Origin of the sequence: Mycolicibacterium canariasense (genome assembly GCF_002101555.1) — a bacterium.
GTDB lineage: Bacteria > Actinomycetota > Actinomycetes > Mycobacteriales > Mycobacteriaceae > Mycobacterium > Mycobacterium canariasense.
On record NZ_LQOL01000025.1, the window covers coordinates 41987 to 62744 of the forward strand.

Below are 20758 nucleotides of genomic sequence, written 5' to 3' on the forward strand. Positions count from 1 at the left end.
CCGTGTTCGCGAACGTGGGCTGGGGCGAGATGCTCATCCTGGTAATCGCCGGTTTGGTGATCCTGGGACCCGAGCGGCTGCCCGGTGCCATCCGCTGGGCGGCGGGCACACTGCGCCAGGCCCGCGAATACCTGAGCGGGGCGACCAGTCAGCTGCGGCAGGATCTCGGGCCGGAGTTCGACGATCTGCGCGAACCGCTGTCCGAGCTGCAGAAGCTGCGCGGCATGACACCGCGCGCGGCGCTCACCAAACACCTGCTCGACGGTGACGATTCGTTCCTGACGGGCAATTTCGACGCGCCCACCAAGCCGGTGTCGCCCGACGGGCCCAAGCCGGTGCCCGCGCCGGAAACACCGCCGGCCGAGCCGGGTGTCACCAAGTTCGACAGCGACGCGACCTAGCGGCCCGCGGGGTCCAGCCCCAGCGACATCCCCGCCAGCCCGCGCTTGCGCGCACCGAGCGAGTCGGCGATCTTGCGCAGTTCCTTCCCGGCCGCCGAATCCGGCGCCGAGAGCACCAGCGGCACCCCGGTGTCACCGGCATCCACCAGCGCCGGGTCCAGCGGGACCTGGCCCAGCAGCGGCACGTCGGCACCCACCGAGCGGGTCAGCGATTCGGCGACCTGACGGCCGCCGCCCTCACCGAAGATCTGCATGACCGTGCCGTCGGGCAGGGTCAGGCCGGCCATGTTCTCCACCACGCCGACGATGCGCTGTCGGGTCTGCAGGGCGATCGCGCCGGCTCGTTCGGCGACCTCGGCGGCCGCCGATTGCGGGGTGGTGACCACCAGGATCTCCGCACCCGGGATCAGCTGTGACACCGAGATCGCGATATCGCCGGTGCCCGGCGGCAGGTCCAGCAGCAGCACGTCCAGGTCGCCCCAGTACACGTCGGCGAGGAACTGCTGCAGCGCGCGGTGCAGCATCGGTCCGCGCCACACCACCGGGGTGTTGCCCTGGGTGAACATCGCGATCGAGATGACCTTCACCTCGTGCGCGACCGGCGGCAGGATCATCGAATCGACCTGGGTGGGGCGGTCGGTCACGCCCATCATGCGGGGCACCGAATGGCCGTAGATATCGGCGTCGAGCAGCCCCACCGACAGACCGCGGGCGGCCAGCGCGGCGGCCAGGTTCACCGTCACACTGGACTTGCCGACGCCACCCTTACCGGACGCCACCGCGTACACCCTGGTCAGCGAATTGGGCTGGGCGAAGGGGATGACGGGCTCTCGGGAATCGCCGCGCAACAGCTTGCGCAGCTCGGCGCGTTGCTCGTCGTTCATGACGTCGAGGCTGACCTTGACCGCCCCGGTGCCCGGCACGTCGGTCACCGCCGCGGTCACCCGGTCGACGATCTCGTTCTTCTTCGGGCAGGCCGAGGTGGTCAGGTACACCTCGACGTGCACGCCGGCGTCACCGTCGATCGTGACGTTCTTGACCATGCCGACCTCGGTGATCGGACGGCGCAGTTCGGGGTCGATCACCTTGCTCAACGCAGAGCGGACCGCCGCGGCCAGGTCCTTATTCGTCGCAGACATCATCCGCGAGTGTAGGCCGAGTAACGGGGACCTCCGGACCGGGTCAGGCCGCGGGGCGGGTCTTGACGCTCAGGCCGCGGGGCTCGTCTTGACGCTCAGGCCGCGGGGCCGGGCGGGGGACCCAGCGGAGCCGGGACCGGTGCCGGCGCGGGCGCAGGCGGCGGGGGCGGGGCGAACGGGTTGAATACCGGCGGCGGCGCGATCGGTACGACGGGTGCCGGCGGCTCCGCGGGAACCGGCGCGGGCGCGGCCTCGGGCGGCGGCGGCGCGAACGGGTTGAAGAACGGGGGTGGGGCGGCCGGCGGTGCCGGCACCGGCTCGGGGACGTTCTGACCGATGCAGAACACCGCGCAGTTCTGTTGCGGTGCCACGGCACCGGGCCCGGGCGCGGTGGGCAGCTGGCTGGCGACGTCGGTGCGGCCCACATCGAAGATCGGGGTGAGCGCCAACGGGTCCCCGGCGGGCAGGCCGATGGCGTTGAGCGGGAGCCCGGGACCGATGCCTTCGGGGTTGGCGTCCAGGTGCGCATCGCCCAGCGGCGGAATCGGACCGGTGATGGGCGGCAGGTTCACCGGCACCACACCGGTGGCGTAGGCGCGCGCCCAGCCGAGCACGTTCTGCGCGTAGGCGACCGAGTTGTTGTACCGCAGGATCGCCGTCATCACCTGGTTCGGATCGCGCATGTTCAAACCACCGCTGCACAGGTAGCGGGCCGCGGCCAGGGTCGCGTCGAACACGTTCTGCACATCGGCTTTGCCGTCGCCGTTGCCGTCGGAGGCATAGCGCGACCAGGTGCCCGGCAGGAACTGCATGGGGCCCATGGCGCGCGCAAAGGTGATGCGGTCGTTGCTGCGGCTCTGCACGATGATCTCGTTGCCGGGTAGCGTGCCGTCCAGTGCGGGACCGTAGATCGGCCGCACCGCGGTGCCGTTGGTGTCGGTCGAGCCGCCGTTGGCGTGCATGGACTCGATCCGCCCGATGCCGGCCAGGATGTTCCAACTCATCCCGCAGTTCGGCGCCGCGGCCGCCATCATCCGCTCGGCGTTGCGGTAGGCGTTCAGGGCGATGCTCGGAATGCGAAGGCTGCCGGGGGAATTGATGACGACCGACGGCGGGGGAGCCGACAAGGCCGCGCCCGCGATGTGGAACGGGCGCGGTGTCTTGAATGCCGCGACGATCGATGGTCCGGAATCGTCGGGGGCCACGGGCCCGACGGCGGCCAGCGTGGTGACCGTGGTGTCGCGCACCGGCTTGATGGACGGTGCCGAGGCACCCACGCTGACGGCGAGCACGATCGGTGTGAGCACCGCGATACCGAACACGGGCTTGCTGACCGCTCGGCCTGCTCGGCGCCGCGCTGCGGCGAGGGCGGCGCCTCCCCCTTTGACCACTCAACCGTCCTAGTTATGCGGTACCCGACTGGTTGTGAACCAAGTCACCATACCTATTCGGTGATCGCTGTGGTGCGGCAATGGTCAGCTAGTGCCGTCCGAAACGATCTCGTCGGCCTCGGTGTTGTCGGTCTCGGCCGCCACCGGCGCGTGTTTGCTCTTCTTCTTGCCTTTCGGCGGGACCAGCTCGACGAGCATGTCGCGCAGGTCCTCCAATTCGTGGCGCAGGTAGTCGCGGGTGGCTACCTCGCCCACCGCCAACCGCAGCGCCGCCAGCTCCCGGGCCAGGAACTCGGTATCAGCCTTGGTCTGTTCGGCGCGCCGGCGGTCCTCTTCCAGGGCCACCCGGTCCCGGTTCTCCTGCCGGTTCTGGGCCAGCAGGATCAGCGGCGCGGCGTACGCGGCCTGGGTCGAGAAGGCCAGGTTGAGCAGGATGAACGGGTAGGGGTCCCACTGCAGCCCGACGGCGAACAGGTTCAGGCAGATCCACACGACGACGAAAACCGTCTGCATCGCCAGGTAGCGGCCGGTACCCAGGAACCTGGCCAGCGACTCGCTGTACTGCCCGACGGCCTCGATGTCGATGCGTGGAGCCAGCCGCCACCGCGACACCTGCGGGGTGTCGATGCGTTCGCTCACGGGGTGGCCCCCAACTCAGGCTCCTCGGCGCTGACGCGCCAATCGTGCGGCAGCAGGTGGTCGAGCACGTCGTCCACCGACACCGCCCCCAGCAGGTGGCTCTCCTCGTCGACCACCGGCCCGCACACCAGGTTGTAGGCGGCGAAGTACCGCGTCACGGCGGCCAGCGACGATTCCGGCGTGAGACTGGGGAGATTCTTGTCGACGATGCCGCTGACCAGCGTGGCCGGTGGTTCCCGCAGTAGGCGCTGCAGGTGTACGCAGCCCAGGTAGCGGCCCGTCGGTGTCGCCGTCGGCGGCCGCACGACGAACGCCAGGGAGGCCAGCGCAGGGGTGAGGTCGGGATCGCGGAGCCTGGCCAGCGCCCCGGCCACCGTGGTGTCGGGGGCCAGCACCACCGGGTCCGAGGTCATCAGACCGCCCGCGGTGTCGGGAGAGTGCTGCAGGAGGCGACGGACCGGCTCGGAGTCCTCCGGGTCCATCCGGGCCAGCAGGATCTCGGCGCGTTTGGCGTCGAGCTCACCGAGCAGGTCGGCCGCGTCGTCGGGATCCATCTCCTCGAGCACGTCGGCGGCGCGTTCGGTGTCGAGCTGTTCGAGCAGATCGGCCTGCTCGCTTTCGGGCAGCTCCTGCAGGATATCGGCGAGGCGCTCGTCGGCCAGGGCGCTGACCACCTCGAAGCGGCGCTTGGCAGGCAGGTCGCGGATGGCGTCGGCGACCTCGATGGGTCGCTGTCCCTCGAACTGCGCCAACAGCTGGGCCACGCCCTGGCCCGGCAGGTTCAATGCCGACGGGGTGAGGCCGCTGACGTTCTGCCAGTCGACGATGTGCAGGGTGGTGCGGCGGCCGAGCCTGCGGTGGTTGCGCACCGCGACCTTGGTCACCATCCAGTCCCGCGAGCGCACTTGTTCGATCCCGAGATCGACCACGACGACATCGGTGCCGCTGAGCATTTCGAGTTCCGGGTCATGGACCCGCACCCGGGTGTCCAGCACCTGACCCAGCACCAGCACCTCGCCGGGTCGTTGGGCGAACCGGCGCAGCGACACGTTGGCCGTGGTGAGTGTCACGGCGTTCGGTTCGATCGCGGTGACCCGCAGAATGGGAACGAAAATCCTTCTGCGGGTGAGCAGTTCGACAACCAGACCGAGAACCCGGGGTTGTTGACGGACGACGCTGATGCTCACCACCACATCACGCACACGGCCGATGGACTCGCCGTCCGGGCCGAGCACCACCATCCCCGCAAGTCGGGCCGCATAGACCCGGTTGACCGCCACCATGACCGCAAGCGTAGAGACTGGCAGTGTGGACAACCTGTATCGCCCCCGCCGAACATGCCTCTCGGTTCCGGGCAGTAGCGACAAGATGATTCAGAAGGCCAAGACGCTGGCCGCCGACCAGGTGTTCCTCGACCTCGAGGACGCGGTCGCGCCCGAGGCCAAGGCGGCCGCTCGCTCCAGGGTGGCCCGGGCGCTGGCCGAGCCCGGCTGGGCCGGACAGTTGCGCGGCGTGCGGGTGAACGACTGGACCACGCCGTGGACGCATGCCGACATCATCGAGGTGGTGGGCGCCGCCGGCGCGCATCTCGACATCGTGGTGCTGCCCAAGGTGACCGACGCCGCTCATGTGCGGGCCCTGGATCTGCTGCTGACCCAGTTGGAGCTCACCCATGGACTTCCCGTGGGCCGCATCGGCATCGAGGCACAGATCGAGAATGCCGCCGGGCTGACCCATGTGAACGAGATCGCCGCCGCGCCTCGGGTGCAGGCGCTGGTCCTCGGGCCGGCCGACATGATGGCCAGCCTCAACATGCGCACGCTCGTGGTGGGGGAACAGCCCGAGGGGTACGACGTCGGCGACGCACACCACCACGTGCTGATGACGATCCTGGTGGCCGCCCGCGCGCACGGCATCAACGCCATCGACGGCCCGTATCTGAAGGTGCGGGACACCGACGCGTTCCGCCGGGTTGCGGGCCGGGTCGCCGCACTCGGGTACGACGGCAAGTGGGTGCTGCACCCCGATCAGATCGCCGCGGGCAACGAGGTGTTCAGCCCTCGGCAGGACGATTACGACCACGCCGAGCTGATCTTGGAGGCCTACGAATGGCACACCTCGCGGGCCGGCGGAGCGCGTGGCGCGGTGATGCTCGGTGACGAGATGATCGACGAGGCCAGCCGCAAGATGGCGCTGGTGATCGCCGGGAAGGGCCGGGCCGCGGGGATGACGCGGACAACGGGGCCGTTCCGGCAAGAGGGGTAAGGCGCCCACGGCACCCGTCGATGCGCTCCTACGGCGCTTCTCCCGATGCGCTCCTACGGAGCTTCTCCCGATGCGCTCCTACGGAGCGTAAGACCAGCCGCTGGCGATGATGCCCACCCACAGCAATGCGTAGAGCACCAGGCCGGCGGTGGCCAGGCCGCCGATGATCGTGCCGGCCAGCGCCAGGCCGAACCCGTCCTGGCCGGTGCGGCGGGTTTCACGCATGGCGATCACCCCGAGGACCAATCCGACGACCGATGGCAGCCCGCAGAACACCAATCCACCGACCGCGGTTATCAGCGCGGCGATCGCCTTGCCGTTGGTGCCGAGCGGCTTCTGCCGATACGGGTCATACCCGGGATACGGGTAGCCGGCGGGCGGATACCCGGGTGCGGCCTGATAGGGCTGGGGTTGATAGGGCTGGGGTTGATAGGGCGAAGGGTAGACCGGCGGCGGCAGCCGAGGATCGGTCGGATAGTCGACCGGCGCGAACGGGTCCGGCGACGGCGGCGGGTAGGGCCCGTTACCGGTCATGTGTTCGGGGAGAACATGGTGATCGCGAGCACCATGCTGAGTACCAGCGACACCGCTCCCACCGCGATACCCGCGATCGCCAGCCCGTGTCCGCCCTGGTTGTCCCGCTTGATCTGGTTCAGAGCGACGATGCCGAGCACGATCCCGATGATCGAACCGATCCCGCACAGCACGCCGATCGCCGAGGCGACCAGCGATGCGATGGCCAGGGGGTTGGTCGATGACGGAGCGCCGTCGTAGGGGCTGCCGTAGCCCGCCGGCGGGTAACCCGGTGGCGTGCCATAAGGCGGGGGCGGGGTGCCGTATTGGGCGCCGGGGTAGCCGGGCACGCCGAAGCCGGGCGGCGGAGGCGGGTAGCCGCCGACATCGGACGTGGGTGGCGGGTAGCCGCCGACATCGGACGTGGGTGGCGGGTAGCCGCCGACATCGGACATGGGAGGCGGGTAGCCCCCCGGTGGCGGGTAGCCGGAGGGCGGCGGGTAACCACCCGGCTGGAAGTCCTGCGGCGGGTAGCCCGGCTGTGGATAGCTCGGCTGCGGCCCGGGCTGGCCATAGTCCGGTTGCTGGTAGCTCGGCGGCGGGTAGCCCGTCGGCGCCGCGTAGCCGGGCGGTTGGTTGTAACCCGGGTACTCCTGACCTTGCGACGACTGCCCCGGTTCGGAGGTCTGCTCGATCGGCGGGGCCTCGTAGGCGCCCGACTGCGGCTCGGTCCCCGAGCCCGATTCCGACGATGTCTCAGATGGCCCCGACGATGATGTCGCGCCTGACTCCTGGCCCGGTTCGCTCATGCCCTAAACGTAGCGTATGCGCTGGTCCTCGCGGTGCGGATGAACCCTGCGCGTCCGGAGTCGCCGACCATCGATACGCGCGGGCGAATACCGATAGGTTGGGAGGCGGCATCACCATGCGGATGAAGGAGAACTCACGATGAGCGGTCCCCTACAGCCCGGCCAGAGACCGGGTGCCACTCCCGGCGGCCGCGGACCCGCGCCGCTGCCCACCCCGCCCAAAGGCTGGCCCATCGGTTCCTACCCGACCTACGCCGAGGCTCAGCGGGCGGTGGATTACCTCTCCGATCAACAATTTCCGGTCGAGCAGGTCACGATCGTCGGTGTCGACCTGATGCAGGTCGAGCGCGTCACGGGCCGGCTCACCTGGCCGAAGGTGCTCGGTGGCGGCGTGCTGTCCGGTGCGTGGCTGGGCCTGTTCATCGGCTTGATCCTCGGGTTCTTCAGCCCGAGTCCGTGGGGTGCGCTGGTCACCGGCCTCGTCGCGGGCGTGTTCTTCGGCCTGATCACCTCCGCCATCCCGTACGCAATCGCCAGGGGCACAAGGGATTTCAGCTCGACGACGCAGTTGGTGGCCGGCCGCTACGACGTGCTGTGCGAGCCCGCCGGCGCCGAACAGGGCCGGGATCTGCTGGCGCGCTTGACGATCTGAGTGGGCGACCCGCCGAGGATACGGTTGCATATCACGTCTGAATAGCTCTACGGTTTGCCCGCGGGAGGTTCCCGCCCGGATCCCGACGGGAGGCCGAAGTGCGCACACGACGGCTCTGCGCTGCGGTGTTGGCCGCGCTCACGGCTGGGTCGGTGGTCACGGCGTGTGGTGCCAAGGATGACGGGATCGTCATCAACTACTACACCCCGGCAAACGAGATGGCGACGTTCTCCGCGGTCGCCAAACGGTGCAACGAGCAACTCGGCGGGCGGTTCACCATCAAGCAGGTGTCGTTGCCCAAAGGTGCCGACGACCAACGTTTGCAGCTGGCGCGCCGACTCACCGGCAACGACAAGTCGCTCGACGTGATGGCGCTCGACGTGGTGTGGACCGCCGAATTCGCGGAAGCCGGTTGGGCGTTGCCGTTATCGGACGACCCGGCGGGCCAGGCCGAGGCCGACGCCACCGAGAACACCCTGCCGGGCCCGCTGGCCACCGCTCGCTGGCAGGACAAGCTCTACGCCGCGCCGATCACCACCAATACCCAATTGCTTTGGTACCGCGCTGATTTGATGAGCGGTCCGCCGCCCACCTGGGATGGCATGGTGGCCGAGGCCACCCGGCTGCACAACGAGGGCGGGCCCAGCTGGATCGCCGTGCAGGCCAAGCAGTACGAGGGTCTGGTGGTGTGGTTCAACACCCTGCTGCAGAGCGCGGGAGGGCAAGTGCTCTCCGACGACGGCAAGACCGTCACCCTCACCGACACACCCGAGCACCGGGCCGCCACGGTCAAGGCGCTGTCCATCATCAAATCGGTTGCCACCGCGCCCGGTGCGGATCCGTCGATCACCCAGACCGACGAGGGCACCGCGCGGCTGGCCTTGGAACAGGGCAAAGCCGCGCTGGAAGTCAACTGGCCGTTCGTGCTGCCGTCGCTGCTGGAGAATGCCGCCAAGGGTGGGGTGAGCTTCCTGCCGCTGAACGAAGATCCGGCGCTCAAGGGTGCCATCAACGACCTCGGTACGTTCTCGCCGTCGGATGAGCAGTTCGACATCGCCTACAACGCCAGCAAGAAGGTGTTCGGCTTCGCCCCATATCCTGCGGTGAATCCCGGTGAGCAGGCCCGCGTGACACTGGGCGGGCTCAATCTCGCCGTCGGCCGCAACACCCAGCACAAGGCCGAAGCCTTCGAAGCCATCCGGTGCCTGCGCAGTGTGGACAACCAGCGCTACACCTCGGTGGAGGGCGGGCTGCCGGCCGTGCGCACCTCGTTGTACGACGATCCACAGTTCCAGGCGAAGTACCCGCAGTACGAGATCATCCGCCAGCAGCTCACCAACGCGGCCGTCCGGCCCGCCACGCCGGTGTACCAGGCGGTGTCGACGCGCATCTCGGCCACGCTGGCCCCGATCAACGCGATCGACCCGGAGCGGACCGCCGATGAGCTGACCCATCAGGTGCAGCAGGCGATCGACGGGAAGGGGCTCATCCCGTGAGCGAAGCCCGCGAGGTGACGCCGTGAGTAGCGCGGACGTCGACGACCGCACCTCCCAGCGGCGGCTGGCCTACTGGCTGATCAGCCCGGCGGTGGTGCTGATGCTGGCGGTGACGGCCTACCCGATCGCCTATGCGGTGCGGTTGAGCCTGCAGCGCTACAACCTGGCCGCGCCCGACGACACGAAGTTCGTCGGCATCGACAACTACGTCACGATCCTCACCGACCGGTATTGGTGGACGGCGTTCGTCGTCACGCTGGCCATCACCGTGGTCTCGGTGGCCATCGAGTTCGTGCTGGGCATGGCGCTGGCCCTGGTGATGCACCGGACCATCTTCGGTAAGGGCGTGGTGCGCACCGCGATCCTGGTGCCGTACGGCATCGTGACCGTCGCCGCCTCGTACAGCTGGTATTACGCGTGGACCCCCGGCACCGGTTATCTGGCCAACCTGCTGCCGACGGGTAGCGCCCCGCTCACCGAGCAGATCCCGTCGCTGGCCGTGGTGGTGCTGGCCGAGGTGTGGAAGACGACGCCGTTCATGGCGCTGCTGCTGTTGGCCGGGCTGGCCCTGGTGCCGCAGGATCTGCTCAATGCCGCGCAGGTGGACGGGGCCGGGGCGTGGCAGCGGCTGCTCCGGGTGATCCTGCCGATGATCAAACCGGCGATCCTGGTGGCCCTGCTGTTCCGCACCCTGGACGCGTTCCGGATCTTCGACAACATCTACGTGCTCACCGGCGGTGCCAACGACACCGGGTCGGTGTCGATCCTGGGTTACGACAACCTGTTCAAGGCGTTCAATCTCGGGCTCGGTTCGGCGATCAGCGTGCTGGTGTTCCTGTGCGTGGCGGTGATCGCGTTCATCTACATCAAGATCTTCGGGGCGTCGGCGCCGGGCGCAGATGACGAAGGGGCAGGCCGATGAGCGCTTGCGCGAAGAGCAGAGGGCACCGATGAGCGCTTGCGCGAAGAGCAGAGGGCACCGATGAGCGAACGGGTCGGCCCCGGCCGCGCCTCCGGCTGGGTCGTGGTCAACATCCTGGTGGTGCTCTACGCGTTGATCCCGGTGCTGTGGATCCTGTCGCTGTCGCTCAAGCCGACCTCGACGGTGAAGGACGGCAAGTTCATTCCGTCGGACATCACCTTCGACAACTACAAGGCCATCTTCTCCGGCGACATCTTCTCCTCGGCGCTGATCAACTCGATCGGCATCGGGTTGATCACCACCGTGATCGCGGTGACCATCGGCGGCATGGCCGCTTATGCCATTGCACGCCTCGCGTTCCCGGGGAAGAAGGTGCTCGTCGGGGTGGCGCTGCTGATCGCCATGTTCCCGCAGATCTCGCTGGTGACCCCGATCTTCAACATCGAACGCCGGGTGGGTCTGTTCGACACCTGGCCCGGCCTGATCATTCCGTACATCACCTTCGCGCTGCCGTTGGCGATCTACACCATGAGTGCGTTCTTCAAAGAGATCCCATGGGATCTGGAGAAGGCCGCGAAGATGGACGGCGCCACCCCGGGTCAGGCGTTCCGCAAGGTGATCGCTCCGCTGGCCGCGCCGGGCATCGTCACCGCCGCAATCCTGGTGTTCATCTTCGCGTGGAACGACCTGCTGCTGGCGCTGTCGCTGACGGCCACGGAGCGGGCCATCACCGCGCCGGTGGCGATCGCGAACTTCACCGGCAGTTCGCAGTTCGAGGAACCGACCGGGTCCATCGCCGCCGGCGCGATGGTCATCACGGTGCCCATCATCATCTTTGTTCTGATTTTCCAGCGACGGATCGTGGCCGGGTTGACCTCCGGCGCGGTGAAGGGGTAGCTCATGGCCGAGATCGTTCTGGACCACGTCACCAAGAGTTACGCCGGCGGTGCGGTGGCGGTGCAGGACTTTTCGCTGACCATCAACGACGGCGAGTTCATCATCCTGGTGGGTCCGTCGGGGTGCGGGAAGTCCACCACGCTCAACATGATCGCGGGCCTGGAGGAGATCACCTCCGGTGAACTGCGCATCGGCGGTGAGCGGGTCAACGAGAAACAGCCCAAGGACCGCGACATCGCCATGGTGTTCCAGTCGTATGCGCTGTATCCGCACATGACGGTGCGGCAGAACATCGCGTTCCCGCTCACCCTGGCCAAGATGTCGAAGGCCGAGATCGCCGCCAAGGTCGAGGAGACGGCGAAAATCCTTGACCTGAGCCAACTTCTGGACCGCAGGCCGGCGCAGCTGTCGGGTGGCCAACGCCAACGCGTGGCCATGGGCCGTGCGATCGTGCGCAGCCCCAAGGCATTCCTGATGGACGAGCCGTTGTCCAATCTCGACGCGAAACTGCGCGTGCAGATGCGCACCGAGATCGCCCGCCTGCAGAGCCGACTCGGGACCACCACCGTCTACGTCACCCATGACCAGACCGAGGCGATGACGCTGGGGGACCGGGTGGTGGTGATGCTGGCCGGTGTGGTCCAGCAGATCGGCACCCCCGAGGAGCTGTACAACAGCCCGGTGAACCTGTTCGTGGCCGGGTTCATCGGCTCGCCGGCGATGAACTTCTTCCCGGCCACGCTCACCGACGTCGGTTTGCGCTTGCCGTTCGGCGAGATCACGCTGCCGGTCGAGGGTCCGGTGACACATGCCGGGCTGTCGCAGCACCAAGGGACCAACCTCATCGTCGGCGTCCGTCCCGAGCACTTCGACGATGCTGCCCAGATCGATTCGTATGCCCGAATCCGGGCCCATGTGTTCGAGGTGACAGTGGATCTGGTCGAGTCGCTGGGCGCCGAGAAGTACCTGCACTTCCGCACCGAGGGCGAAGGGGCGCAGTCGGCTCAGCTGGCTCAGCTGGCCGCCGAGTCGGGGACCGGGGTGAACGAGTTCGTGGCACGGGTGTCCGCGTCGTCGGAGGTGAAGGCCGGGCAGAAGGCGGAACTGGCCCTGGATGCCTCGAAGCTGGTGATCTTCGACGCGGCCACCGGTGCCAACCTGTCGATCGCAGCGGAGTGACAGACGTTCTCGCCGATGTCCGCGCTCATCTGAGCGCCCACTTCACGGCGGCCGGGGTGCTCGGTGAACCGGACGAGGCCAGCATCACCTTCCTGGGCACCGACCGGATCGACGTACTTCGCTTCGGCCCGGATGTCGAGCAGGTGAATCACTTTGTGTCGGTTGGTTGTTCGCGCCACGCGATGACCGATCCGACGGAGTTCCTGACCGATTCCCAGCGCGGCCCGCGTGCCGAGGTGGTGGTGTCGCTGCGGATGCCCACCCCGACCGGCCTGGCCAAGTCGGTGGCGGTGCTGGCCGCGGCCCCCGCGGTCGAGGGCCTGATCCTCGACGGCGACGCGTTGGTGGACCTCGGCGCACCGTTGTTCGAGGGTGCGCCTTTCACCGCATTCTTGTTGGGCCCCAGCGCAATCGGCGATCTGGAACTGCCGGAGCCGTTGTCGCCGGTGCGGTTCTTCGCCGCCACGCCGATCACGCCGACGGAGGCGGCGTGGGTGCGGCTCAAGGGTGCCGACGCGATGCGTGAGGCATGGAAGACCGACGGGGTGGACGTCCTGGATGCACGGCGGCGAGCCGCCAATCCCACTTGAACGGCGCGCTCAGCGCCCGACCATCGCGTCGGTGAGACCCGCCGCGCCGCCGCCCGTTCCGGCCGGGTCGCGGCGGAGTATCAGCGCGGCGACGCCGAGGACCACCAGCGTGAGAACCAACATCAGTGTCGACATCGCGGCGATCTCGGGCCGCAGCGCGGCCTTGAGCGAGGCGAAGATGTACACCGGCCACGGCGTGGAGCCGGCGACCGAGACGAACGAGGAGACGACGGTGTTGTCGAGGCTGAGGGTGAAGGCCAGTAGCGCGCCGGCGATGACGGCGGGGCGGATCAGCGGCAGGGTGACGTCGGTGAATCGGCGCAGCGGCGTCGCGTAGAGGTCGGCCGCCGCCTCCTCCAGGCTTTCGTTCATCCCGGTCATCCGGGCCCGCACGATGAATGTCACGACGGCGCTGGCGAACAGTGAATTGGCGATGATCAAGCGCACCTGACCGATGTTGAACATGGTGATGTACCAGTCGGTTCCGAGTGTCACGAACCAGGGGAGCAGCGAGATGGCGCTGACGATCTCCGGGGTCACCATCACCAGGCCCAGCAGGACGAGCAATCCGGGTGCCCACCACCGGGGTCGGCGGGCCAAGGCGATTCCCGCGGAGGTGCCCAGAATCGTCGCCACCACGGCCGTACCGGCAGCGGTGACCAAGGAGACGGTGATCGAGTTCGTGATTGCAGGGTTGCTCAGTGCTGCGACGTAGGGTTCGACGCTGAAGCCGTCGAACGTCTGCAGGGTCCGGCCGGAGTTGAACGAGTAGACCACGATGACGATGATCGGGAAGAACAGGAACAGCAGGCCGAGTACACCCCAGATGTTCAGGATTGCGTCGCCGGGCCGCACCCGGCGCCGGCGGCTTCGGCTTACGCGCGCCGGGGAAGTGGTCATGAGGACTCCTTGGCCGGCAGTCTCAACGAGGTCATGGCGGAGGTGATGCGGCCGGCTGCCTTGAGAAGACCGCCGACGACGACGCTCGTCCCGAAGATGGCGAGCATGAGCAGTACAGCCATCGCGGCGCCGAGGGCCCAGTTCTGCGCGCTCTGGAATTGGGCGGCAACCATCTGACCGACCATGCTTCCACTGGCTCCGCCCAGGACGGTGGGAGTGATGTAGTCGCCCATCAAGGGCACGAAGACCAGCAGCAATCCGGCCGTTACTCCGGGCGCAGCCAGCGGGACGGTGATGCACCGGAACGTGCTCCACGCGGTGCCGCCGAGATCGCGACTGGCCTCCAGCAGTTTGGGATCGAGACGTTCCAATGCCACGTAGAGGGGCAGGATCATCAGTGGCAGATAGTTGTACACCACACCGAGCTGGACCGCGGCCGAGGTGTACAGCACGTGCAGTGGTCCATCGGTGAGGTGCGCCCATTGCAGCAGCTTGGATACGAATCCGGCTGGGCTGAGCGAGATCTGCCAACCGATGGTGCGGACCAGGAAGTTCGTCCAGTACGGGATCAGGATCAGCGCGAGTACGGCTCCGCGCCACCGCGCGGGTAGCTTCACGGCCATCCAGTAGGCCATGGGGAAGGCGATCACCAGACACAGTGCCGTGCCCAGGGTGGCGATCTTCAACGTGCGGACGAAGATCGCGAAGAAGGCCGGTGACGCCGCCTCGCCGTAGCGGTCGAAGGACAGCACGTCGTTGGCGTGGGTCGTGTAGAGACCCGGCTTGTAGCCGAAGCTGTACCAGACCACGAGGGCGAACGGCAGCACGAAGAACAGGACCATCCACACGCTGATGGGTAGGGCGCCCAGGCCCCCCGGTAGTCGCGGTCGTCTCCGCCGGGCCGGGCCGTCGGGGGTTCCCGGACTCCGCACCGATGGCTCCTGCAGGACGGTCACTTGCCCGCCGCGGCCTTGAGCTCGTCGTAGATGGCGATGATCTTGCCGTCCATCGACGTCATCTGGCTGTAGATCAGTTTCGACATGATCTGATCGCTGATGAACACCATGTCGGGCCGTTTGATATCGGCCTTCCGCGCGGCCTCCTCGATCCCTTGGATGCCGGTGTTGTAGCCGATGTAGGTGAGTTCCTTGAGAGAGACCGTCGGATCCAGCACGTAGTTGATGAACTCGTAGGCCGCGTCTTCGTGCGGTGCGCCCTTGACGATGGCCCAGTTGTCCTGCCACAGGTTGGCGCCCTCGCTGGGCCAGACCCACTTGTACCGGTCCGGCTCGGGGTTGGCGAGGATGCCGAGGCGAGCGTCCCCGTTCCAGCAGTGGATCAGGGTGCGTGCCGACGACGAGATCGAGTTGTTGGTCGATGATTCGAAGGCCTGCACGTGGGGTGCGATCTTGTCGAGGATGAACGAGCGGTAGGCGTCGATGTGGGCGGGGTCGGTGGTGTTCGGGTCGATTCCGTTGGCGTAGAAGTACGTGAAGGCGACCTCACCTTGGTCCTCGAGCAGCGACATACTGCCCGACGCCTCCTTCTGCGCCGCGTCGAGGAAGTCGGCCCACGACGTCAGGTTGCGCTTGATGACGGTGGTGTCGTAGACGTAGCCCGTCGAACCCCAGTCCTTGCAGACGCTGTACTTGTTGCCGGGGTCGAACGGGGTGTTCACGACCTTTGCGTTGAGGTTCTTCATGTTCGGCAGTTTGGTGTGATCGAGTTCGGTCAACAGTCCACCGGTGGCCATCTGCTGGATCGACGAGTGGGTGGGAACGCAGATGTCGTAGCCGCTGGTGCCCTTGGCCGCACTGAGTTTGGCGATCATCTCCGGGTTGGAACCGTACGAGTCGAGGGTGATCGCCGGGCCCTTGGCCGAGGTGAAATCCTTGAGCACGGCCGGGTCGTCGTATTCGCCCCAGGTGTAGATGTTCAGGCCACCCGAGGAGGAGGAGCCGCCGCCTGAGGGCTTGGAACACGCGGCGAGGAAGGCGCCGATTCCCAGGGCTGCGGTACCGCCCAGGAAGGTTCGCCGGCTCAGCGAGTTCTCAAGGGCTTTGGGGATCAGGATGCGTACGGGTTGATTCATGGCAGCACTTTCGGATCGGGGCGGCGGGGTTGGGTCGGTCAGGAGGTGAAGATCCGCACGGCGTCGGCGGACCACGAGCAGGAGACGGGGGCGCCGAGTTCGGTGGGCGGGTTCGCGCTGCGGGGCAGCCGGGCCAGGATCCTGTCGTCGGTGCCCGTGTGGACGACCAGCTGCAGGCTGTGGCCGAGTTCGGAGACACCGAGCAGCACGCCGGATACGACGTTGACCCCGGCGGTGCTCGATGCGGGGGTCTCGGGTGCCGCCTGCTCGGTGACGAGGACCGATTCCGGCCGGATCGCGGCGGTGACGGTGGCACCGCCAGCGGCCGGCACGTCACCCTTGGCCGGACGGGTGGAGTACAGCGCGAGACCGGCGGTCCGAACGTTGAGCCCGGCGGCGTCGAAGGAGGAGATGGTGCCGGTGAACGAGTTCTGCCGCCCGATGAAACCCGCCACGAACGCCGATTCCGGTGCGTCGTAAACCGCTGACGCCGTGCCGATTTGCTCGATCCGCCCGTCGTTCATCACCGCGACCCGGTCGCTCATGGACAGGGCCTCCTCCTGGTCGTGGGTGACGAAGATGAAGGTGGTACCGAGTTCCTGCTGCAGCAACTTCAGTTCGACCTGCATCTCCTCGCGCAGCTTGCGGTCGAGCGCGCTCATCGGTTCGTCGAGGAGCACCACGGCGGGTCGGTTGACCAGTGCCCTGGCCAGGGCGACGCGCTGCTGCTGGCCGCCGGAGAGTTGCGCCGGCTTGCGCGCGGCGAATGCCGTCATCCGCACCATGTCGAGGGCGCGGCTCACGCGGTCGGACATCTCCGCTTTGGGCACCCCGGACCGGCGCAGTCCGTAGGCGACGTTGTCGGCGACCTTCATGTGCGGGAACAGGGCATACGCCTGGAAGACGGTGTTGACGGGGCGCTTGTGCGGAGGCAGGCTCTCGACGTTGCGGCCGGAGATCGCGATGGTGCCGTCGTCGGGGAACTCGAAACCGCCGATCATCCGAAGCGTCGTCGTCTTGCCGCACCCGCTGGGCCCGAGCAGGCTGAGGAATTCGCCGGCCTGCACGTGCAGGGAGAGGTTGTCGACGGCGACGGCGCTGCCGTACGCCTTGGTGAGTCCGCGCAATTCGACCGAGCCGGCCACCTCGGTGCTCGGCGCTGCTCCGACGGCGGTGAGGAGGCTCATGCCGATACCGGGACGGAGTCGGCCTCGTAGACGACCTCACCGCCGATGAGGGTGTAGGCCACCGAAGCGGAGCCGATCTCGGCCACCGGGGCGGCGAAGATATCCCGGTCGAGAATCACGATATCGGCCGATTTTCCGACTTCGATTGTTCCGGAACGGTGTTCGTCGTGGTTGAGGTACGCCGTTCCGAGGCTGTGGGCGATCAGGGCGTCGGCCAGCGACAGCGCCTGCTCGCCGAGGAAGGGCAGCGACGACGGGCCTGTCGCACCCACCGGGGCGCGGTTGACCGACGTGTGGATGATCTCCAACGGGTTCGCGGTGCTCACCGGCCAGTCACTGCCCGACGCCAGCGCCGCCCCCGCTCGTTGCAGCGACCCGAACGGGTATTGCCAGGCCGCCCGTCGGCGGCCGAGGAACGGGACGGTGAGCAGATCCATCTGGTCTTCGTGGCGGGCCCACAGTGGCTGCATGTTGGCCACCACCCCCAACTCGGCGAAGCGGGGGACATCGGCGGGATGGACCACCTGGATGTGCGCCAGCGTGTGGCGAAGGTCGTTGTCGCCGTTGGCTGTCCGGGCTGCCTCGATCGCATCCAGCGATTCGCGCACGGCGCGGTCACCGAGAGCGTGGAAGTGCAGCTGGAAGCCCAGCGCGTCGAGTTCCGTCGAGATCTGCTTGAGGGTGGTCGGGTCGACGAAGCTCTTCCCCATGTTCTCGCCGGGGCAGCCGCACGCATCGAGGTAGGGCTCCAGCATCCCGGCCGTGAAGTTCTCGGCGACGCCGTCCTGCATGATCTTGACGGTCGTGGCCGAGAACCCGCCGGCCAGGGCACGTTCGCGCTTCGCGACGAGTTCGGGGATCTGCTCGAGGCCGCGGTTGCGGTCCCACCACAGCGCACCGACGACGTGCGCCTTGAGCATGCCCGACGCGGTGGCGCGGAGGTAGGAGTCCAGCGAGTCCGGGGTGTCGTTGGTGGCGCCGACGATGGCGTCCTGCCACGCCGTCACACCCCATCCGAACAGTCGCTGCTGGGCGATCTTCAGCGCTTCGTCGAGGTCGTCCTGGCTGGGCAACGGGATGTGCCGGGCGACCAGGGCCATGGCGCCTTCCTGCAGCGTGCCGATCGCGTGCCCGCCGGCGTCGCGCTCGATGCGACCGTCGAACGGGTCGGGCGTGGCGTCGTCGATCCCCGCGATCTCGAGGGCTCTGGTGTTCACCCACGCGCCGTGACCGTCACGGTTGGGGAAGTAGGCGGGCCGATCGGGGACGACGGCGTCGAGCGCCGCCGCGGTCGGCAGGCCGCCGGGGAACGAGTCCATCGACCATCCGCCACCGCTGATCCAGGTCAATTCCGGGTTGGCGGCGGCATATTCGGCGATCCGGGTGAGGTAGCCGTCGGCGGTGGTGTACGGCGTCAGGTCGCACGCGATCATGTCGAGACCGGCGTGATACGGGTGAATGTGGCTGTCCTGGAAGCCTGGCGAGACCAGGCCACCGGCCGCGTCGATCTCGACGGCCCCGGATCCGGTGAGCGCCTCGGCGCCGATCGCGGTGATGACACCGTCGTCGATGAGAACCGGCTCCTCGACGATGCCGGCGGGCGTGAAGACGTGCCCTCCGGTGATCAGGACTCGCTGGGCAGCAGACATCTGTCAATCCTTCATCTGGTGTGCGGGTGAGGCATTGAGCGGGTTGGCGTCGATGGGCGGGGTGAAGTGCGAGGTGATCCACATGGCCTGCGCCGAACTCGCGCCGATGTTCACCGCCCGGTGCGGAACCGAGGACAGAAACTCGACGCTGTCACGTGGCCCGAGCGCGAATGTCGCTGAGCCGACCGATAATTCGATGTGACCCGACAGGACGTAGAACAATTCTTGCGCGTCGTCGTGGGCGTAGGGCTCCGCACCGGTCGACCCCCCGACGTCGAACGTGCCTTCATAGACCTCGAGTTGACGGATGGGTGGCCGGGACAGCAGCAGCTTCTCCAGACCGCTGTCGCTGGAGAACACCGGGCGCTCGTGCGCCCGCAGAACGGGCCGCACGATCGGCGCCTCGTCCGACAGCAGATCGGCGACGGAGATGCCGACGGCGGCCGAGATGCGCTTCAGCGCCCCGACCGATACCCCGCACTTCCCGTTCTCGAGCTGGCTGATGAAGCCGGCGCTGACTCCGGCCCTGGCGGCGACGTCACGTGTGGACAGTCGGCTGCGGTCGCGGGCCTCTCGGAGCCGACGCCCGAGGATGACGCGCGCCGTCGAGTCCGACGCGGTGACGGTGGTCGCGGGTTGGTAAGGCACTGGCCTCATTTCGCTTATGCGTACTTAACGGATCGCTTAGTGGCGAACGGTATGGGCACCGGCGACGGCGTGCAAGGCGTGGCGCTGACGGACGCGAAGTATTTACACGCGCGCAACGCAGGAGGTCGACCCGAAACGGCCGACGCGATCACACGAGCGGCAGCCACCCGCTGGTGGAGCACGCCAGTTCATCGATCGACGGGCTGCGCGCGAAGACTAGAGCCAGTTGTTGCGGCGGAAGGTACGGTGCAGCACCAGGCACACCGTCGCCATGACCAACAGCACCATCGGATATCCCAGCGTCCAATGCAATTCGGGCATGTTGTCGAAATTCATGCCGTAGATCCCGGCCAGCGCGGTCGGCACGGCGGCAATGGCGACCCACGCCGAGATCTTGCGCATATCGGTGTTCTGCTGCATGCCCACCTTGCCGACCGCGGCCTGCACCAGGGAACTGAGCACCTCGTCGTAGCTGGCGATCCGGTCCGCGGCTGCGATGGTGTGGTCCAGTACGTCGCGCATGTAGCGGCGGACCTCTTTGGAGATCAGGTCGTTGTGATCACTACCCAGGCGCTGGAGGGCGAAGGTCAGCGGGGCGACCGCACGCCGCATCTCGACGATCTCACGCTTGAGCAGATAGATGTGTTCGATATCGGTGGGGCTGGTGGGGGAGAAGACGTTCTCCTCCATGGCGTCGATATCGGTCTCCACCAGATCGGTCACCCCGAGGTAGGAGTCGACGACATGGTCGGCGATCGCGTGCATCACCGCGTACGGCCCGAGAGCGCAGTTGGCCGGTGAGGTGTCCATCTGCTTGCGCACGCCGGCCAGTCCGCCGTGGTCGCCGTGGCGCACGGTCACCACGAAATCGGGTCCGACGAAGATCATGATCTCGCCGGTCTCGACGATCTCGCGGGCGTTGGCCACCGACTCGTGCTCGACGTAGTTGATGGTCTTGAGCACCAGGAACAGCGTGTCGTCATAGCGTTCCAGCTTCGGCCGCTGATGTGCGTGCACGGCGTCCTCGACGGCCAGCTCGTGCAGCCCGAACACATCGGCCACCGCCTGCATCTGGTGCTCGTCGGGTTCGTGCAGCCCGATCCACACGAAGGCGTGGTTGTTGCCCTCGGCCTCGACCTCGCGAACCTTGGTCAGTGCCGCGGCATGGGTGAACTTGCCGGGCAGTCGGACCCCGTCGACGTACACACCGCAGTCGACCATCGCTCGCGCGACGGGGACGTGGATGGTGCGGGCATCGGGAGTTGCGGCCACCGCCTTCTTGGCTCCGGGGCGAAGCAGCGACGGTGGCAATGCACGGAATGTGGGCATCGCAAACCTCCGGATCAGCGCGCGTCGTAGCCGGCCGGGTACCGGGCCGGAACGCATCGA

The 20758-nt window shown here is 67.5% G+C and carries 21 protein-coding genes; 8 read left to right on the top strand and 13 right to left on the bottom strand.

Going from position 1 to position 20758, the window contains the following annotated elements; genetic code table 11:
• The first annotated feature begins 2 nt into the window (after positions 1-2).
• Positions 3-401 (top strand): Sec-independent protein translocase protein TatB, encoded by a 399-nt coding sequence (tatB, locus tag AWB94_RS03785; protein WP_062659215.1) that lies wholly within the window; start codon positions 3-5, stop codon positions 399-401.
• Here the strand turns inward: tatB and AWB94_RS03790 are convergent.
• The 4 genes from AWB94_RS03790 to AWB94_RS03805 form a co-directional block, all read right to left on the bottom strand.
• Positions 398-1540, bottom strand: a complete 1143-nt coding sequence (locus AWB94_RS03790) for an Mrp/NBP35 family ATP-binding protein (RefSeq protein ID WP_062659245.1) — start codon at positions 1538-1540, stop codon at positions 398-400. The two genes, tatB and AWB94_RS03790, sit on opposite strands and share 4 nt — an antisense overlap.
• A 95-nt stretch (positions 1541-1635) precedes the next feature.
• Positions 1636-2931 (bottom strand): lytic transglycosylase domain-containing protein, encoded by a 1296-nt coding sequence (locus AWB94_RS34975; protein WP_062659216.1) that lies wholly within the window; start codon positions 2929-2931, stop codon positions 1636-1638.
• Between the two features lie 84 nt (positions 2932-3015).
• On the bottom strand, positions 3016-3570 hold the full coding sequence (locus AWB94_RS03800) for a DUF1003 domain-containing protein (RefSeq protein ID WP_084395447.1): 555 nt from the start codon (positions 3568-3570) through the stop codon (positions 3016-3018).
• Positions 3567-4853, bottom strand: coding sequence for a magnesium transporter MgtE N-terminal domain-containing protein (locus AWB94_RS03805; protein ID WP_062659217.1), 1287 nt, complete (start codon positions 4851-4853; stop codon positions 3567-3569). Before AWB94_RS03805 ends, AWB94_RS03800 begins: the two co-directional genes overlap by 4 nt.
• Before the next feature lie 25 nt (positions 4854-4878).
• Here AWB94_RS03805 and AWB94_RS03810 point away from each other — a divergent pair, with 25 nt between their 5' ends.
• Entirely contained in the window at positions 4879-5835 is a 957-nt protein-coding gene (locus AWB94_RS03810) for an HpcH/HpaI aldolase/citrate lyase family protein (protein ID WP_084395448.1), read from the top strand.
• A gap of 78 nt (positions 5836-5913) precedes the next feature.
• Here AWB94_RS03810 and AWB94_RS03815 read toward each other — a convergent pair whose 3' ends face one another.
• Together AWB94_RS03815 and AWB94_RS03820 are read right to left on the bottom strand one after the other, a co-directional pair.
• Positions 5914-6369, bottom strand: coding sequence for a DUF4190 domain-containing protein (locus AWB94_RS03815; protein WP_062659219.1), 456 nt, complete (start codon positions 6367-6369; stop codon positions 5914-5916).
• Positions 6366-7157 (bottom strand): DUF4190 domain-containing protein, encoded by a 792-nt coding sequence (locus AWB94_RS03820; protein WP_085122347.1) that lies wholly within the window; start codon positions 7155-7157, stop codon positions 6366-6368. The genes AWB94_RS03815 and AWB94_RS03820 overlap by 4 nt, the downstream gene beginning before the upstream one ends.
• A gap of 139 nt (positions 7158-7296) precedes the next feature.
• Here AWB94_RS03820 and AWB94_RS03825 point away from each other — a divergent pair, with 139 nt between their 5' ends.
• The 6 genes from AWB94_RS03825 to AWB94_RS03850 all read left to right on the top strand — a co-directional run bounded on the left by AWB94_RS03825 (position 7297) and on the right by AWB94_RS03850 (position 12893).
• Positions 7297-7809: a YflT domain-containing protein gene (locus AWB94_RS03825; protein WP_062659221.1), complete on the top strand. Its 513-nt coding sequence runs from the start codon at positions 7297-7299 to the stop codon at positions 7807-7809.
• 98 nt (positions 7810-7907) lie between these two features.
• Entirely contained in the window at positions 7908-9305 is a 1398-nt protein-coding gene (locus AWB94_RS03830; RefSeq protein ID WP_062659222.1) for an ABC transporter substrate-binding protein, read from the top strand.
• Positions 9306-9327: 22 nt separating this feature from the next.
• Positions 9328-10227, top strand: a complete 900-nt coding sequence (locus AWB94_RS03835; RefSeq protein WP_062659223.1) for a carbohydrate ABC transporter permease — start codon at positions 9328-9330, stop codon at positions 10225-10227.
• 60 nt (positions 10228-10287) lie between these two features.
• Positions 10288-11124, top strand: coding sequence for a carbohydrate ABC transporter permease (locus tag AWB94_RS03840; RefSeq protein WP_062659224.1), 837 nt, complete (start codon positions 10288-10290; stop codon positions 11122-11124).
• Between the two features lie 3 nt (positions 11125-11127).
• Positions 11128-12303: an ABC transporter ATP-binding protein gene (locus AWB94_RS03845; protein WP_062659225.1), complete on the top strand. Its 1176-nt coding sequence runs from the start codon at positions 11128-11130 to the stop codon at positions 12301-12303.
• Positions 12300-12893 (top strand): suppressor of fused domain protein, encoded by a 594-nt coding sequence (locus AWB94_RS03850; RefSeq protein ID WP_062659226.1) that lies wholly within the window; start codon positions 12300-12302, stop codon positions 12891-12893. The genes AWB94_RS03845 and AWB94_RS03850 overlap by 4 nt, the downstream gene beginning before the upstream one ends.
• 9 nt (positions 12894-12902) lie before the next feature.
• Here AWB94_RS03850 and AWB94_RS03855 read toward each other — a convergent pair whose 3' ends face one another.
• The 7 genes from AWB94_RS03855 to corA all read right to left on the bottom strand — a co-directional run bounded on the left by AWB94_RS03855 (position 12903) and on the right by corA (position 20698).
• Positions 12903-13793, bottom strand: coding sequence for an ABC transporter permease (locus tag AWB94_RS03855; protein ID WP_062659227.1), 891 nt, complete (start codon positions 13791-13793; stop codon positions 12903-12905).
• On the bottom strand, positions 13790-14725 hold the full coding sequence (locus tag AWB94_RS03860; protein ID WP_234811609.1) for an ABC transporter permease: 936 nt from the start codon (positions 14723-14725) through the stop codon (positions 13790-13792). Before AWB94_RS03860 ends, AWB94_RS03855 begins: the two co-directional genes overlap by 4 nt.
• 20 nt (positions 14726-14745) lie before the next feature.
• Positions 14746-15885 (bottom strand): ABC transporter substrate-binding protein, encoded by a 1140-nt coding sequence (locus AWB94_RS03865; protein ID WP_062659228.1) that lies wholly within the window; start codon positions 15883-15885, stop codon positions 14746-14748.
• Between the two features lie 38 nt (positions 15886-15923).
• Entirely contained in the window at positions 15924-17072 is a 1149-nt protein-coding gene (locus AWB94_RS03870) for an ABC transporter ATP-binding protein (protein ID WP_062659229.1), read from the bottom strand.
• Positions 17069-18721, bottom strand: a complete 1653-nt coding sequence (locus AWB94_RS03875) for an amidohydrolase (protein ID WP_062659230.1) — start codon at positions 18719-18721, stop codon at positions 17069-17071. The genes AWB94_RS03870 and AWB94_RS03875 overlap by 4 nt, the downstream gene beginning before the upstream one ends.
• Positions 18722-18724: 3 nt before the next feature.
• Entirely contained in the window at positions 18725-19369 is a 645-nt protein-coding gene (locus tag AWB94_RS03880) for a helix-turn-helix domain-containing protein (protein ID WP_062659231.1), read from the bottom strand.
• 216 nt (positions 19370-19585) lie between these two features.
• Positions 19586-20698 carry a magnesium/cobalt transporter CorA gene (gene corA, locus AWB94_RS03885; protein ID WP_062659232.1) on the bottom strand — a complete coding sequence of 371 codons (1113 nt, stop codon included), beginning with the start codon at positions 20696-20698 and terminating at the stop codon, positions 19586-19588.
• Positions 20699-20758 lie beyond the last annotated feature (60 nt).

What these genes read in the sequence shown, in the direction of transcription:
- AWB94_RS03790 (WP_062659245.1), bottom strand. Translation starts at nt 1,540, where the DNA reads ATGTCTGCGACGAATAAGGACCTGGCCGCGGCGGTCCGCTCTGCGTTG.
- AWB94_RS03805 (WP_062659217.1), bottom strand. Translation starts at nt 4,853, where the DNA reads ATGGTGGCGGTCAACCGGGTCTATGCGGCCCGACTTGCGGGGATGGTG.
- AWB94_RS03815 (WP_062659219.1), bottom strand. Translation starts at nt 6,369, where the DNA reads ATGACCGGTAACGGGCCCTACCCGCCGCCGTCGCCGGACCCGTTCGCG.
- AWB94_RS03820 (WP_085122347.1), bottom strand. Translation starts at nt 7,157, where the DNA reads ATGAGCGAACCGGGCCAGGAGTCAGGCGCGACATCATCGTCGGGGCCA.
- AWB94_RS03825 (WP_062659221.1), top strand. Translation starts at nt 7,297, where the DNA reads ATGAGCGGTCCCCTACAGCCCGGCCAGAGACCGGGTGCCACTCCCGGC.
- AWB94_RS03840 (WP_062659224.1), top strand. Translation starts at nt 10,288, where the DNA reads ATGAGCGAACGGGTCGGCCCCGGCCGCGCCTCCGGCTGGGTCGTGGTC.
- AWB94_RS03845 (WP_062659225.1), top strand. Translation starts at nt 11,128, where the DNA reads ATGGCCGAGATCGTTCTGGACCACGTCACCAAGAGTTACGCCGGCGGT.
- AWB94_RS03855 (WP_062659227.1), bottom strand. Translation starts at nt 13,793, where the DNA reads ATGACCACTTCCCCGGCGCGCGTAAGCCGAAGCCGCCGGCGCCGGGTG.
- AWB94_RS03865 (WP_062659228.1), bottom strand. Translation starts at nt 15,885, where the DNA reads ATGAATCAACCCGTACGCATCCTGATCCCCAAAGCCCTTGAGAACTCG.
- AWB94_RS03870 (WP_062659229.1), bottom strand. Translation starts at nt 17,072, where the DNA reads ATGAGCCTCCTCACCGCCGTCGGAGCAGCGCCGAGCACCGAGGTGGCC.
- AWB94_RS03875 (WP_062659230.1), bottom strand. Translation starts at nt 18,721, where the DNA reads ATGTCTGCTGCCCAGCGAGTCCTGATCACCGGAGGGCACGTCTTCACG.
- corA (WP_062659232.1), bottom strand. Translation starts at nt 20,698, where the DNA reads ATGCCCACATTCCGTGCATTGCCACCGTCGCTGCTTCGCCCCGGAGCC.